Annotated in this window: 12 protein-coding genes and 2 pseudogenes; 4 read left to right on the top strand and 10 right to left on the bottom strand. The window is 66.8% G+C overall.

What is annotated here, in order from left to right; genetic code table 11:
• Positions 1-84 precede the first annotated feature (84 nt).
• Both LRS10_RS21995 and LRS10_RS21990 read left to right on the top strand, forming a co-directional pair.
• The gene (locus tag LRS10_RS21995; RefSeq protein ID WP_257839310.1) at positions 85-246 is read left to right on the top strand and encodes a hypothetical protein; all 162 of its coding nucleotides are present in this window, start codon (positions 85-87) and stop codon (positions 244-246) included.
• A 133-nt stretch (positions 247-379) separates the two neighbouring features.
• Positions 380-634: a hypothetical protein gene (locus LRS10_RS21990; RefSeq protein ID WP_257839309.1), complete on the top strand. Its 255-nt coding sequence runs from the start codon at positions 380-382 to the stop codon at positions 632-634.
• Here LRS10_RS21990 and LRS10_RS21985 read toward each other — a convergent pair.
• Positions 627-1,598, bottom strand: a complete 972-nt coding sequence (locus LRS10_RS21985) for a UDP-glucuronic acid decarboxylase family protein (protein ID WP_257839308.1) — start codon at positions 1,596-1,598, stop codon at positions 627-629. The genes LRS10_RS21990 and LRS10_RS21985 overlap by 8 nt on opposite strands.
• Before the next feature lie 408 nt (positions 1,599-2,006).
• Here LRS10_RS21985 and LRS10_RS21980 point away from each other — a divergent pair, with 408 nt between their 5' ends.
• On the top strand, positions 2,007-2,669 hold the full coding sequence (locus tag LRS10_RS21980) for a class I SAM-dependent methyltransferase (RefSeq protein ID WP_257839307.1): 663 nt from the start codon (positions 2,007-2,009) through the stop codon (positions 2,667-2,669).
• Here LRS10_RS21980 and LRS10_RS21975 read toward each other — a convergent pair.
• From LRS10_RS21975 to LRS10_RS21965, 4 genes and pseudogenes are all read right to left on the bottom strand, one after another.
• A pseudogene (locus tag LRS10_RS21975) lies at positions 2,636-3,949 on the bottom strand (oligosaccharide flippase family protein); the annotation flags it as partial. The gene LRS10_RS21980 and the pseudogene LRS10_RS21975 overlap by 34 nt on opposite strands.
• Before the next feature lie 25 nt (positions 3,950-3,974).
• Positions 3,975-4,142 (bottom strand): annotated as a pseudogene (locus tag LRS10_RS25435) (oligosaccharide flippase family protein); the annotation flags it as partial.
• A gap of 60 nt (positions 4,143-4,202) precedes the next feature.
• The gene (locus LRS10_RS21970; protein WP_257839306.1) at positions 4,203-4,991 is read right to left on the bottom strand and encodes a sulfotransferase; all 789 of its coding nucleotides are present in this window, start codon (positions 4,989-4,991) and stop codon (positions 4,203-4,205) included.
• Between the two features lie 41 nt (positions 4,992-5,032).
• Positions 5,033-5,662, bottom strand: a complete 630-nt coding sequence (locus tag LRS10_RS21965; RefSeq protein WP_257839305.1) for an FkbM family methyltransferase — start codon at positions 5,660-5,662, stop codon at positions 5,033-5,035.
• A 245-nt stretch (positions 5,663-5,907) separates the two neighbouring features.
• Here LRS10_RS21965 and LRS10_RS21960 point away from each other — a divergent pair, with 245 nt between their 5' ends.
• Positions 5,908-6,789 carry a J domain-containing protein gene (locus LRS10_RS21960; RefSeq protein WP_257839304.1) on the top strand — a complete coding sequence of 294 codons (882 nt, stop codon included), beginning with the start codon at positions 5,908-5,910 and terminating at the stop codon, positions 6,787-6,789.
• A gap of 212 nt (positions 6,790-7,001) precedes the next feature.
• Here the strand turns inward: LRS10_RS21960 and LRS10_RS21955 are convergent, their stop codons facing one another.
• The 5 genes from LRS10_RS21955 to LRS10_RS21935 form a co-directional block, all read right to left on the bottom strand.
• The gene (locus LRS10_RS21955) at positions 7,002-8,912 is read right to left on the bottom strand and encodes a DUF6473 family protein (protein ID WP_257839303.1); all 1,911 of its coding nucleotides are present in this window, start codon (positions 8,910-8,912) and stop codon (positions 7,002-7,004) included.
• 199 nt (positions 8,913-9,111) lie between these two features.
• Positions 9,112-9,801: an FkbM family methyltransferase gene (locus tag LRS10_RS21950; RefSeq protein ID WP_257839302.1), complete on the bottom strand. Its 690-nt coding sequence runs from the start codon at positions 9,799-9,801 to the stop codon at positions 9,112-9,114.
• A gap of 703 nt (positions 9,802-10,504) precedes the next feature.
• Positions 10,505-11,113: an endonuclease/exonuclease/phosphatase family protein gene (locus LRS10_RS21945; RefSeq protein ID WP_257839301.1), complete on the bottom strand. Its 609-nt coding sequence runs from the start codon at positions 11,111-11,113 to the stop codon at positions 10,505-10,507.
• 169 nt (positions 11,114-11,282) lie between these two features.
• A complete protein-coding gene (locus LRS10_RS21940) occupies positions 11,283-12,041 on the bottom strand; it encodes a CpsD/CapB family tyrosine-protein kinase (RefSeq protein WP_257839300.1) in 759 nt (252 codons plus the stop codon).
• Positions 11,966-14,773 (bottom strand): outer membrane beta-barrel protein, encoded by a 2,808-nt coding sequence (locus tag LRS10_RS21935; protein ID WP_257839299.1) that lies wholly within the window; start codon positions 14,771-14,773, stop codon positions 11,966-11,968. The genes LRS10_RS21940 and LRS10_RS21935 overlap by 76 nt, the downstream gene beginning before the upstream one ends.
• Between the last annotated feature and the right edge of the window lie 18 nt (positions 14,774-14,791).

The following is a 14,791-nucleotide window of genomic DNA, read 5'->3' as shown; positions in this document are numbered from 1 at the left end:
CCATCGGTCGCAACCCCACGGCGGCGTTGGCCTTGTCCCTGGCCCAGGCGGGCGCCAATCTCATGCCAACAGCCGGGGGGCAAGATGATGTTGAATGGCGAGTTGGTGCCGACACCCGATCAAGCGATGCCGTTTAAGGTGGTCGTGCGGCGCGGCGAGGCGGTTTTGCGCGAGCGGCCTGTCGAAAGTCTCGACGAGGGACATCGGCAGCTGGAGCGGCTGATTACGGCGTTGCGGGAACCCTGACGTCCCAAGCTGAGCCAGTCTAAGCCCGTGCCGTGGACGAGCCGCAGTCGCCGTAGCCATGGAGTCGTCGCAACTCTGCGGCGGTCGGGGCTCGTGGCACACTGGCCGGGATCAAGTTGATTCGAGTGACCTGATGGACCGTTCACACGCGCCGCCATTCGATCACGGGGCCGCCCTTCGCGTTCCGCCGCCAGACGATCAGGTGAACTGGCGTACGCTCTTGCTCTGGTTGGGCGACGCCGCCGACGCTGTCGCCGCTTATGGCGGCGTTCAGGTGCAGACCGCTCGCGGTCGGGTGCTGGCGCGCAGTGGCGATTGGATTGTGCTGTCGCAATCGGGCGAGCTACACGTCGCCAAGCACCATCCGGGCGGCCCGCCGCTCAGTTGACGCCGTCCGCATCGGGCGCTTGGCGCAGCAGCGCCTCGAAATACGCGATTGTCTTGATCAGGCCCTCGCGCAGCTCTGTGCTGGGCCGCCACCCTAAGACGTGCTCGGCGAGCCCGATGTCTGGCTGTCGCTGTCGCGGGTCGTCCGGCGGCAGCGGCTGATAGGCGAGTTGCGAGGCGCTGCCGGTGAGTTCGAGCACCAGCTCGGCCAAGCTGCGCATGCTGAACTCTGCGGGGTTCCCGAGGTTCATGGGTCCGGTGACGGATTCGGCCGACTCCATCAACCGCACCAGACCGTCGACCAGGTCGTCGACGTAGCAGAAGGAGCGGGTCTGGAGGCCATCGCCATAGAGGGTGATCGGCTCGCCCCGGAGCGCCTGAACGATGAAGTTCGACACCACTCGCCCGTCCGAGGGATGCATATTCGGGCCATAGGTGTTGAAGATCCGCGCCACCTTGATCCGCAGCTGGTGCTGGCGATGATAGTCAAAGAACAGCGTCTCCGCGCAGCGCTTGCCTTCATCGTAGCAGGCGCGAACCCCGATCGGATTGACGTTGCCCCAATAGTCCTCACGCTGCGGGTGCACCGCAGGGTCGCCGTACACTTCAGATGTGGAAGCCTGAAGAATCTTGGCCCGCACACGCTTGGCGAGACCGAGCATGTTGATCGCCCCATGGACGCTGACCTTGGTGGTCTGCACCGGGTCGAACTGATAATGCACCGGGCTCGCCGGACAGGCGAGATTGTAGATTTCGTCGACCTCGACATAGAGCGGGAACGTCACGTCGTGGCGTAGAGCCTCGAACCTGCGGTTCTCCAGCAAGCGGGCGATGTTGGCGCGCTGACCGGTAAAGTAGTTGTCAACGCAGAGCACTTCGGCTCCCGAGGCGAGCAGCCGTGCACACAGGTGCGAGCCAATGAAGCCTGCGCCGCCCGTCACGAGAACCCGTTTCGCGCCCGTCACCCGTCGTCCCCTTTACCTGCTTCGCCCAGGCCTAGCCCGCGCAGCCGGCGTTGCGCAAGGCGCGCGGCTGCAATGGACCCGGTTTACGGCGGTCGTTGACCCCAGTCGCTTGGCTAGGCCATGTTGCCCCGCCGACCCGAGCCTCGTCGGCTTAGATGCAAGGGCGTTTCGTGACCGTATCGGCGATGTCGCGCCTTCGCTGTCCGCGATGCGCGGCGCAGCTGGTCGATGCGGGACGCTGCGCAGACTGTGGCCCGTTCCTCGAGGTCAACGGTCAGCCCGTGCTGATCGATTTTTCCCGCTCCATTCTCGACCCGGACAGCGTCGCTGCCTCGGACGGGGCCTCGCCCATCGCCCGTCCCCTCTGGGCGCCGGCGTCTCAAGCGCATGCTGCAAGGTGAGAACAAGGTGGCGGCGCGGGTCGCGGCCGACCTTGTGCGGCGGGTCGGGCCGGCGGGCCAGGTGTTGGTCATCGGAGGCGGCGAGATCGGATCTGGCGCAGCCGCCCTCTACACGGGTTGTCAGGTGCTCGGAACCGACATCTATGCCTCACCGCACACTCAAGTGCTCGCTGACGCCCATGACCTACCGTTTCTTGACGCCACCTTCGACGCCGTATGGATACAGGCGGTTCTGGAACATGTCCTCGACCCGCCACGGGTCGTGTCCGAGATCCACCGGGTCTTAAAACCCGAGGGGCTGGTCTTCGCCGATACGCCTTTCCTGCAACACGTGCATGAGGGCGCCTATGACTTCACGCGGTACACGCTGAGCGGCCACCGTTGGCTGTTTCGCCATTTCGTCTGCCTCGATGCTGGCGCCACGAGCGGCGCCGGCGCCGCCCTGCTCTGGGCGCTGCGCGGCTTCGCCGCGGCGCACATCGGCAGTCGCAACGTCGCGCGGGCTCTCACCCTACCCTTTATCTGGCTCCCGTGGTTGGACGGCCGCAGCCAACGGCATGAGGATGTCGCCGCAGGCGTCTTCTTCTACGGCCGTCGGAGCGACGTGGCCGTGGAGCCGCGTGACATGGTTGGCTTCTACCAGAACCGCAGTCGCAGTCCGAAGGGCTGACCCGCGCGTTCGGCGAGGCTCAAGAGGAGACCCTGCACAGGGGACGGTGCGCCACGACCGATCGCGGCGAACAGGCCGGCGGCCTCTGGGCCGAGAAAGGTGCGCGGCGCTGCAAGCCAGAGCAGCGGCAGGACGGTCGCGGCCGCGAGCCCGATCAGACCGAGTTGCAGCCAAGCGGACTGCAATCCCGCGCTCGCCATGGACAGCGGGACGAGAATAAGGGCCAGCGCCGCTGAAGTTGCCAGGGCGGGGCCATGGAGGCTCAGCAGCCGACGCCAGCGTGTCTGCAGCAACTGCGCCGCCGTCCGGCTGGTCAACAGGTATTGCGCCAGCTGGGCGCAACCGACGCCAAGGGCGACAAGCCGCAAATCGCCCGCCGCCGCCCCGCCGGCCGCCGCCAGGACAACGCCGGCGGCATAGATAAAATAGATAAAGATGAGCGTCCGCCGCCGCCCGCTGATCATCAGCGGAACGCTGAGTTGCCGGCCAACGCACCGGAACACCAGAAAACCAAACAGCACCTGGGCCACAGCTGCGGCGGACGCCCATCCCGGCCCAAGAGCGAGGCGAACCAGGGGATCAGACATGCAAACCAAGACCACCGAGAGAGGCGCCAAGACCGCAAGCATGGCCGCCATTCCGCCTTCGAAAGCGGCGCGGTAACGTGGCAGGTCGTCCTGCATGGCGGAAAGCGTCGGGAAGAGGACGCGCTGGGCGGCGGTCGCCACCACCTCGACCGGGATCATCATCAGCTTGAAGGCGCGGCTGTATAGGCCGAGCGAAACAACCCCCATCATCTTGCCCACCAGCAGATTATCGGCGTTCATAGCGACGTAGTTCAACCACCCGACGAGGGTTTGAGCCGCGCCAAACGTGAAGAGGTCGTTGAAGGCCTGCCGCTCCCAGCCGAGGCGAGCGCTGTCTGGCGCGAGAGCGAGCCGCATGCCTGCCGTCAGAAGTTGCTGTACGGCCATTCCGAGCAGCAACGACCATGCGCCGAAACCCATGACCGCGAGACCGATGCTCAACACGACGGGTCCAAAGACGGCGCCCGGCAGCTCGCTGAGCGCGAGAGCGCGAAAAGCGTGTCGCCGACTGAGCAGCGCCTGAGCCACCGCGCTCGCGGCGTTGACAGGCGCAAGGGCCGCCACCACCCAGAGCATGGGGGCGAGCTCTGGAGCACCGAAGGCTACGGCCAAGGGGTGCGCAGCGAGGACGAGCAGCAGGGCGGCAACGACGCCCAGCCCCAGGACCAGGGTGAACGCCACCTTCACATGGGCGGGGCGGACATCGCGCCGTCCGGATTAGGGCTGCGCTCATCGAAGCTTCTGAGAACAGCTTCGACAGGTTCAGAAAGACCGTGGCGAGCGCCACCACCCCAAAGGCCGCCGGCGTCAGCAGCCGCGCCAGAACTATGAGCGCGATAAACGACAGACCGTATTGGGCCAGGCTGGCGAAGGCCAGCCAGGCCACGCCGCGCGCCGCGCCCGCAACGCGCCCGTTCGGTGCGCTATCCGGACTGGGCGTCGCCACTCAGAGATCGTAGCCGAAAAGGGCTGCGGCGTCTGCGGTCCGCGCGCGGATTACCCGCCGGTCTCCATCGCTGAGCCGGCCGATCGCCGCAACGTTGACGGCGGGGTCGAGAAACTCCTCCAGCTGATCGAGAGACAGTCGCGTGTATGCTCGGCCCACATCGATATCGCCAAGCCGCTCGGCGCCGTAACCCTTGGCCTTGAGCCGGAAGCGCCCGTCGTGCGGCCAGGGCAGGCTTAGCACTTCGTAGAGCCGGCGGGTGAACGCCGCCGGATCGGCGATGAGGTCTTCGAACCGGAACACCGGCGCGCCATGCTGCCTCGCCGCGCGATGCATCAGGCGCAGCACGTCGTCGCACCAGGCGGCCGCAGCGGCGGCGGAAAGGCCGCTTCGCATCAGGCCCTCAGCTTGTGCGAGCGGATTTCGGCAAAGCACGAGCGGCTGCATCGGGCCTTGCGCCTTCGCGACCGCGGGCAAAAACAGGAGATGGTAGTCCATAAGCTTGACCACGGGCCCTCGCGCGTCGGGCTTTGCGGCCAGTTGATCAGGTTCAAGGGACGTGGCGGCGCGCCGGGCAAATGTTCGGGCGATAGCGGTGTTGAGCAGACGAAGCGGGATGCTGTTCGCCGGCAGCCTTCCAGAGCGGTGCAGGGCGCGCACGAGCCGTGGCAGCCGCTGGCTGGCGAACGCGGCCTGATGCCACTCCTTGCCCATCATCAGCGCCGCCGGCGAGGCGCCGATCAGGTTCCAAACGACGCTTGAACCGCCCCGGCCGAAGCAGCACAGCACGATCGGATTGCGAGCCGCTCCCCCCACATCGCCTGAGTTGCTCACGGCCGGTCTCGGGCAAAGGTGAGGATCCGCCCCGGCGAGAGGTCGATCAACAGGTTAAAGCCCTCTGACAGCAGGTTGCGGCAGACGTTGGACACGCCCTTATCGCCGATGACATGCGGATGCGTCTCCAGGCAAACGGCGCGGACCCGCTCCGGCAGCGGCTCCTTGAATAGCTCCCCTTCGTAGCCCTCCACGTCGGCGAAGACCACCGTGGGCTGCAGCCGCTCCAGCAGGCCGGCGAGACCTAGAAACGGCACCTCGATCGCAGCGGCGCCGCGGCCGCGATCTACAGCCGATGAGGAAAGGAAATTGTCATCGAAATGGAAGACGCCGCGCCCGTCGTTCAGGCCGACGGCGGCGTTCAGCACCTCGTGCTGCAAGCCATTGGCCTTGGCGACGACGGCGATGGAAGCCATCAGCGCGGGGTTGGCCTCGACCACATGCAGGTTGCGGCTGTCCGCCAGCCGGTTGGCGATGATCGCCGAGACCACCCCGCAGCCGCCGCCGAGTTCAAGCACCACGTCCTCGGGTCGTAGAAGCGCCACGAGGGCGCGGATCTCATCGGCCTCGTAGACGCCGCGGTAGATGCGGCGGCGCGTTCGGGCCAGTTCCGGTGTCGCCCCCAACGGGATCCGCACGCCGTGATAGAGGAAGTATGGGGGGACGGGTCGCCACCCGCCAGCCGTAGACCGCGTGGGCCGCCAGGCTCTTCAGCATCTCGCGCACGAACATGCGGTCAGCCTAGCTGCGCGCGGCCGACGCCGGAACTGACTTCTGAGGCCCCCGCCGCGACCCTGGCCACACGGCGCAAGTCTTGCTATCTAAGCAACATCAGGTGTCTTTCAGATCATCCCGCGGTCGATTGTCTCAGGTGCAGGACCATTATCTCATCCTCGGCGTTCGACGGAACGCGACCACCGCTGAAATCAAGTCCGCGCACCGTCGCCTGCTCCGGCGATTGCATCCTGACATCGCCGGTGACCGCCCCGAGGCTATTGAGGCGACGGCCGCAATCAATGTGGCCTACGAGACACTTCGCGACCCCTGCCAGCGGGCGCTTTACGATCAAGCGTTAGACATGCACGACGCGGCGCAGCGCCAACGGACCGGCCCGCGATGGACCCATCATCGGGTGATTGCCACGGCGGCGGGCTGCACCTTGGTCGCCTCAGTCGCCGGCGCGATGAGCGTGGCGCTCTGGAGCCCCAGAACGCCGGTTCGGCTGGACGCCGCACCGGTCCTTACGACGACGAGGGCGCCGCCAGCGGCCACTGTGCTGCGAGACCTGCCGGAAACCTTCCATGGCTTGTGGGCTAAGGATGCTGTAGGTTGTGAGCGACCTGAGCAGACCGTGTTGATCACCGCGCGCCACTTGGCCGATGCTCACGGCGTTAAGGACGTCGTCTTCCTGGACGCCGCCGAGCCGGGGCGTGTCGAAGGTTTCCTGGCCGGCCGCAGCGCGGGTGGAGGCGCGGCGCGGTTTTCGCTGACGCTTTCGCCGGACAATGGACGGCTGACCGATAGCTCAGGCGCTGCTTGGCGCCGCTGCCTGCCATCCTTGGACTTTGCGAAGACGCATGCCCGGCCCGACGAGCGGTCGCGGGTCCACGCCGCGGGGCGTCACATCTATGTCGCCGGACCGGCTGCGGCGGTCCCCACCACCAAGGCGGTTGCGCCAGGCACACTTGGGCGCGTGGCGTCGGTTGAGCTCGCGCAGTTGCGTCGACCCTCCCTTGGTGGGGGGGAACAGTGATCTGTCGCTACCGGGAGGCGCTGCCCCTTCCCAAGGGTCCCGGGGAACCGTAGAGGCTGGCCCCTTGGAGCTCACAGTCGACGGCGCGCCCGGCGGCGATGAGATTGCCGCCTTGTCCGCCCGTTGCGAATCCGGCCGGCAAGGCGCCTGCCGCCTCCTATCCCGCGCCCGCCTGCTCGCAGAGCGCCGCGGCTCCTAGTTCCGGAGACCGATTAGGCTCGGACGAGGCCGAGCATCGACAGAGCCGGAATCAGCGCCTCGGCCGCCGCGTTATGCATGGCCTGGCTCGGATAGTAGTGATTCACGCGGCCAAGGGTCTGGGTGTCCAGCGCGCCGCCCCCGAAGATGACCGGCAGCACTTCGCCTGAGAAGGCGCTCCGCGTGGGTTCCTGAGCCTGCGGCGCGACAACTTCCACGTAGGCGCCGTAGCTCGGCGCCACGGCATCGACCATGGCGCGATTCACAAGCTGCGGGAAATCGCCAAGCAACCCCTGAGGCGAGGCCAGGGCGTCCTCATACTCAGGCGAGCGGCTGGCGAACCAGAGCAGGGCTGTTGGGCCGGTGGCGATCTCCGCGATGGCCTTCATATCGGCGATCCACTGCGCGCGGCTCTCCGCGGCGCGGGCCTGACGCTCTTCAATCGGGCGCTCCAGCACGATCCGCTGCCAGGCGCGATCGCAATCAATGAGGCTCTCCCCCTGGTCGTCGCGGAAGCGAACCAAGGCGCGGCCTTCAACGCTGCTGAATGCGGCGTTATCCGACATCCTTGCGGCCATGACCTGAACGACAACGGCGCGAGCGTTGCGGATCCAAGCTTCCACCTGACCGCCGCGCCGGAAGAAGGCCGGTCCTGCGCCGCCACGACCAAGGTTCAGGGCCTCTATCCCCAGGGCCTCCGCCGCTTGCCGTGCGAACGGTCGATCGACGAAGGCGCCTAATGTCTGCGACGCGCCCACGAAGGCGATGTAGTCGCCCTGCTCCAAGCGCCTGGGCCGAGGCCCCCGGAACAGGAAGTCGACGCGCGGGTCTGCCTGATGATCGTAGTCAATTAGGTAGTAGTGACGGTCTTGATAGTCGCCGTGGCGGCTCTTCGCATGTCCAGACCGAATTAGCTCCGCCCGCTCGGCGAGCGCCGCCTTAGCCGCCGCCGCGGCGGCGGCGGCCTCGGCGACCGCGGTCTCGCCGGAGAGTAGCGTGACCGGGCGCCCCGAAGCCAAGTAGCCCGCGCGCAGCGCCTCGCTGCCTGCATCGGCCAGCTTGACGTACTGGCTGGCGGGCGCGCCGTGGAGTGGTTGGCCCAAAAACTCGGCGACACGGCGACAAACAGTCTGCGGATCCCGCGCGAGATCATCGTAGTCCACATACACCAGAGGCAGGCCGACCAAACGGGCGGCGAGCTCGCGCTCCTGGCGTTCCGCCTGCGCCATCATTTGGCCGATCGCCTCGTAATCCGCGCCCAGGTCGGCTGGCGGCTGCTGGGCCGCCCTCGCGTCGGTCGCGTGCCAGACCCCGGTGGTCCGCGCACGATGCGTTGAGATGGCCTGATCGAGCTTGTCGCGCCGGTAGAGATAGATCAGACGCACATCCGCGGCGACGACCGCCAGGAAGCTCCGCTCAGGCGGCGTCAACAGCGGCTCGATGTCGGTGATGAAGTGCGAGATCAGCTTGGTGCCGAACACTCCATCTCGGGTTTCGGCGAGGATTAGGTTGCGGACGAAGCGGGGGAAGTCGAACAGGCCTTCCGGCCGGGACTTCAGCAGCTTTATCAACCACCCTCGAACATGCTCGATTGCGTGTCCGAGGCCGACAGAGGCGAGCAGGTCGCCCAGGTAGGTCGATCCCGCTCGCGGCGCGTTGACGATGGCATAGATGAGCGGCTTGGCGGCGATGACTGCGTCGCGTCGCGGCGGCGAACCCGAGCCCTTGCTGGCCACTATGGGCAGGACATCGGCGACGAGAGTGGCGACCTCCACCGTCGACAGAATGGCGTCAGGGAAGCCGCTGTCTCGCAACCGCTCCAGCAGCGTCAGTCGAGCTCGCTCTTCGTCGCCGGCGGAGACAACCACGATGCGCTGGATATCAAGGTCCGCGGCAAGGTGCAGATGCGCATGGCGCAGATGCACGAGTCGCTCCGCCGAAAGGCCGCGCCGCGCCAGATGACGGGTGAGGACCTCGTGGCATGCGTCATCGGCCGCGAAACGCGTGTCCGCCGGGCGCCTCGGCGACGAGCACGGATAGCTCGCCGGCCTCCGCGTCGGCCAGCAGCTCGTCGAGCCAGACGGCTTCGGACATTCGGACGTCCCCACAACTCACGCGTTTGTCCTAGGCTGAGAAGGCCGCGCGTGGCAACAGCGGGTCCGCCCGCTCGTGCTCCGCGGTCGTCAGGTCCGGCGGGGGATGCAGAGGATGTCCCCCCACCTCGTAGCGCACCTCGGCTTCATAATAGTCATACGCCGGCGCGCCGTCTCCCGCCCTGACAAGATGGTGGGTCTCTCCAAGCATCTCGAACCACGGTTTGTACCGGGGGTAATGGGTCTCCCACATCTCGAACAGGAGAACGGGCCGGTGCTCTCGGATAATGCGGGTCGCGCCTGCGAAGACGGCGGGCTCCCAACCCTCGACGTCGATCTTGATGAAGTCGGGTCGAACCCCGCGGCTCTCGACATAGGCGTCGAGGGTCAACGTCTCCACCTGGACGGTCTCGACCAAACCCTTGTCATGCAGCTCATCCACGCGCAGCAGGGAACTCTGCTGTGCATTCAGACCCTCACGCAGATCAATGTGGAATTCGGCGCGGCCCGCGCGATCTGATAGGGCGAGGGTCTCTACGAGCAGATTTGGAGGGGCGCGATGACGCAAATCCTCGGCCAAACGCGGGATCGGTTCAAAGCCCACCACCTGACGACAGATGCTGGCCATCGTCAGGGCGTAGCCGCCCCAGTTTGCGCCGACATCGAACGCGATCATGTCCGGGGTGAGATGGTAGCGTATGACGTCCAGGATCCGGTCCACAGGCGCTCCTCAAGACTGCCGCGTAGAACTCGCAAGGCCCGCCGCCAAAGGCAAGCCGGGAGGCTCGCGAAGCTGAGCTGTGACATCCCGTCGCTTGCGCCAGGGCCCGCCGCGGGCGAAGACGGTCCGGGGGGCCCGCGGCGAGTCGCGGGAGTCGAGGCGGCGGCTTCGGGGATCGCCCGCTATAGCGACCCGAACTTTCTTTTGGCGACTCATAAGGTGCGCTGCTGTCCATGCTGAGCTGCGGCGAACACCCGATCGAAACCGCGCCGCGAACCGGAGAAGTGGTCTGGGTGGGCTGGCGTGGGGCGCCGCATCGCCTGCGCGCTCTGTTTGGGGGCGAGGGTTGGGTTGCGCTCCTGCCCGACCCGGCCAACCGCTTCCAAGTCAACGCCCAGCCGATGGCTGACACCCCAGATGTCTGGTTTCCCGATCTGATATAGACCTGAGGCGATCGGACGGGGCCCCGCTCTTCAGAGCCGGACCCGGCAGATTAACGGCGCATAGTCAGCACCAAGCGCCGGTCCCGGGCGACACCCGCCGGAGCGCACCCCAGCCCCTGCCATCTGGTCGATCGGCGTTCCCAGCCAAGCGCTCGCCGCAACCCCCATCGGACCGTGCGTCGCAGGCGGCCACAGGGTCGGCCCGAGCGATCCCACCCCAGCGGCTTGCAAGGTGTCTGCGTAGATTGGCGACCACGGCGTCACATACCAGCTCCCGGTGACCAGCCGCGCACGCCCCCCTGGCCCGCCGCCCATTGGCCGGCAAGTGCGAGATAGGCGTTACGCGCGGTCCAGTCCTTTGGCGCATACGGCTTGGCCGGGTTGAGCACGACCAGCTGCAGGGGCCCGTGGAGCGTCTCAACCTCCGCGCTGAGCGCGGTTCTGCCTGGCGTCGGACGATAGACCGTCGCCGTACGGATGGGGGCGCGGCTCAACACATCTTGGCGAACATCGCCTTCAATAAGGCGGCTGGCGCGATAGGGATAGGCGTCCACCAATTCCGGAAGGCGTTTGCGCCAGTCGTCAGAAAGCTCGACAAGGGCGATGACTTCGGGGCCGGATTTGCGCGCCCAGTCCGCGAAAGGATCAAACGCGGCGTCGGAGCGCGCCGCGTTGAAGGTGGCGACCTCCAACGGTGCGCTTGCGGCAGGGAGCGCGACAGCCCGCGGCGAGGCCTTGGCCGGCAGCCAGAGCGCCGCGCCGTTCAAGACGCTCGCCACGGCCGCCAGGGCAGCCGGGGTCCATCTTCGCGTCATCACGCCCAGGAGCATTAGCGCCACCGCCGCGACCACGATGAAGTTGCGCCCCATCGCAGCAAGGTCGGCGAGCCAGAATTGCCGGGAGAAAGGCTGAGACGCGGCGAGGAGCAGCAGAACGACGGCCGCACCGCCGAAACACCAGGCGAGCGCGTCGCGCCGGCGGCGGGGCGGTCGCCCATGGCGGTCCCGCTCGGGACCTCCGCGCGTTCTCTGCCGCCGTCTACGCGGCGTTGTAGTAGTCCGCATAGCTCCGGTAGTAGTAGCCGCTGTCCCCGTAGCCATAAGCCGCCTGCGCTTTGAGATTCACCTGGGTCAAGGCCACCCCGATCACGCGCGCGCCCACAGACTGCAGGCCATCGAGCGCCAGCCGTGCGGCGCGCGCCGGCGTCTTCTGCCACCGGACCAGGAAAATGACGCCATCGGCTTGCTTGGCGATCACACGGGTGTCGGCGACAGCCAGCACCGGGGGACAGTCCAGAATGACCTGCTGGTATTGACTGCGCAGCTTGGCCAGCAGGTCGGCGAATGCCTGGGTGTTGAAGACTTCCCGCGGTGTGAACTTCGCGCCGACGACCGGCAGCACATGAGCCCCCGACGGCTGGTCGACAAAGACGGCGTCCTCAAGCGGCGACTGGCCGGAAAGCACCTCGAGAAGCCCGACCGTGGGCCGTTCCTTCAGGATCAGCTCCAGGCCGCGCCGGCGCACGTCGCAATCCACGACAATCGTGCTCTGCCCGGCGAGCGCAGAGGAGCGGGCCAGACAGAGGGAGGTCGTGGACTTGCCTTCGGCCGGCAGGCTGGACGTCAGCGCCAGCACGCGCACCGGTCGGTCAAGATCGGCCCGCTGAAGGCTGGTGCGCAACGTCCGAAAGCTCTCCGCGAAGGCCGAAAGAGGCTTGTCGATTAGAAACTCCGGCGGCGGCTGCGAGCTCTCGGTGCGGGTCGTTGGGACAGAGCCAATGGCGGGCGTGGCGAGCATGCGCTCGACATCTTCAGATGTCCGCACCTCCCCCAGACCACATCTCGAGACCCACAACGCTTGCGGTGGCCAACAGAAGTCCCAGCACCAAGCCGACACCGATGTTCAGCGCCTTGCGCGGCGAACTGGGGCTGAGGGGGAGCTGCGCCGGCGCGACGATCTGGGCGTCGGATTCTAGGGGCGCCTTGCTGCGAGCTGGTTTCCTGGAGACGTTGCAGGAACGACTGGTAGAGGGTTCCGGAGGCGGTGGCGCTGCGCTGCAATTGGTTCAGCCCCACCTCCGCCGACTTGCTCGTGGCCAGCTCGCCGCGAGCAGAACCGAGATCGGCGCGCAGAGCCCCGACCCGTTGCTGGGCGGCGTTAACATCGGCCTGCAAGCTATTGATAATGCGCTGCACTTCGCCCTGGATGCTGCTCCTCAGCTGGCTCTGCGTGTCGCGAGACTTCAGCACTTCGGGGTGTTGCGGTCCATAGCGCTGCAGAAGCTCGTTCTGGCGGCGCTGCTCTTCCGAAAGCTGCACCCGAAGCTGTTTCACGACATCGCTCGCAAGCGCCTCGCCGATGTCTTCGCCAGATCCGCCGCGCGCCAGTTGTTGGCGTGCGCTGTTCAGGCGAGCCTGCTTCTCCGCAAGATCCGCCGCAGCCTGGCTCTCGTTGGCCAAGAGCTGCGACACGCGTTGCTCGGTCAGCTGCGACCCCGTGGCGGCGAGGAGGCCGCGTTGCGCCTGGTATTGCGCCACCGCCTGTTCCGACTGTCGCACCTCCCCGCCGAGCCGCTCGACCTGCTGAGCGAGCCAGCGGTTCGCGCGATCGGTGGCCTCCAGCTTGGCGTCGAGCTGTGACGTGAGGTACCGCTCGGCGAAAGCCGTGGCGACCTGAGACGCCTTGGCGGGGTTCTGCGAGGTGAAGCGGATGTCGATGACAAAGGTCAGCCCCCGCCGCTCCACCTTCAGTCGGGACAGCACCGCGTTGATTGTCGCTTCACGTTGCCGTCGCTGAGCCTCTGGCGTTGCGGCGGGCGCGGGCTTGCCGAACAGGCCGCCCCGCAAGCGCGCGTTGAACTCCGGATCGCGAACGAGACCGAGGTCATCGACCACCCGGCCGGCGATCGTGCGCGATCGGATCAGCTCGACCTGAGTGTCCACGACCGTCGTTTGCGCCGGCAGATCGGACATCACCTCCTGCATCTGCGTCACCGAGCGCTGCCGCTGATCGATCATGACGCTGGCGCTTGCGGTGAACAGCGGCGTGCGGGTGAAGGTGTAAAGCGCGTCGAGCACCAGAACAGAGCCGAGCACGAGGGCGAACACCATCCAGTAGCGCCGCAGTGTGACCACGAGGCGGCGCACATCGAACGGCCCGCGCACAAGCGCCTGGGCCCAGGCGCTTGCGGGGATGGCGGGATTGGCTTGGGTCATGGCGAACGGGTTCCCGTGGTCCTCTGGTCTGCAGGCTATTTGTAGGCTGTGAGAACCAGACTCAGCGTCTGGTCGTCGAAGGACCTGCGCGCATTGAAGCCGCGGGATCTCGTGCTTCGTGAAGTCATAGCCGAGGTCGACGCGCAACCTGCGGTTCAGTTTGTAGGTGACTGCCAAGCCGAGCCGGGCCTGTTCGTCCTCACGGTCGATCAGGGCGTAGTCCGTCTGAAACCAAGTGCTTCGGGCGGTGACGATCACGTTGCGCAGCAGTTCGTGATCGATCGCGACCGAAGCGCTGGTGGTGATCCCGCCAGGCGAGTCGGCGTCCAGCTGCGGGGCGCTCCTGCGGCCGCCAGCGAGACTGACCGTTGTCATCTGGCTGGGGAACCACTGCACCTCGGCGTTCAGCGCCAGCCCGCTGTCGGCGCCGGCGCCGGCTGTCTGATACTGCTGATCGAGGTAGCCAATAGCCAGCTCGCCCCGCGCCAAATTGGTCAGGTCGAAGTTGGCGCCGCCCAGAAAACTGGTCGTCTCATATCCGAGGGAGCCAAGCCTCGGCGAGGTCCTATCCACCTCCTCACGCAGTAGGGCGCCGAAAACGGCGAAGTCGGGAGATAAGGCATAGGTCACGCGACCGCCGTAGGTCGTGTAGTCGCGGTCTCGGGAATCGAAATTGTAGACGCCCGACGCGCCCCGCGTCTCCTTGAAGTCCTCGGACTGGCGCGTCGCGGCGACCGCGATCTGAACACGCGGCATGGTGCGGATCGCGCGCAGCGTGACGACATCCTGATCATAGTAGACCGGCTCAAGGGTGTCGACCGGCACATCCGGGTCGAGGCGTGAAAGCACCAATCGCGCATGTGTGGCGCGGGCGTCGACGGCCAGGTTCCGACGGACGTCGAGCCGCCCGACGGCGGTGGCGTTGTACTCCGTAGAATTGTCTTCCTTGAAGTCGGCGTGGAGCTCACGCGCCGCCCAGAGGTTCAAGCCCACGCCGTGACGCGACCAGGTGGAGAAGATCCGCGCCGCGGGCCGGATGCGCCAGTAGGCCTCACCCGTCTCCGCCGTCTCGGACTTCTTGGCGTTGCTCGTGTAAGCTGAGGTCACGGATATCTCAGGATAAACCTCGAACGCGCGCACCCGCCAGGAGATCGGATCCCAGCCGGGCTGAGGACGTTCCCGCACCGCGGTGTTGCGCCCTCGGGCATAATCCGGCGGTTGCTCAAGCGGTCCGAGGCTCTGAGCGGCGGCCACGCCTGCGCCGGCCGTCGCCGAGGCGGCGGTGGCGAACAGAAGCAGATGACGCCACACCATGCGCGCTCCTTGGGGACG

Source organism: Phenylobacterium sp. J426, assembly GCF_024699945.1.
Lineage (GTDB): Bacteria > Pseudomonadota > Alphaproteobacteria > Caulobacterales > Caulobacteraceae > Phenylobacterium.
This window is presented reverse-complemented; position numbering and strand designations above follow the sequence as displayed.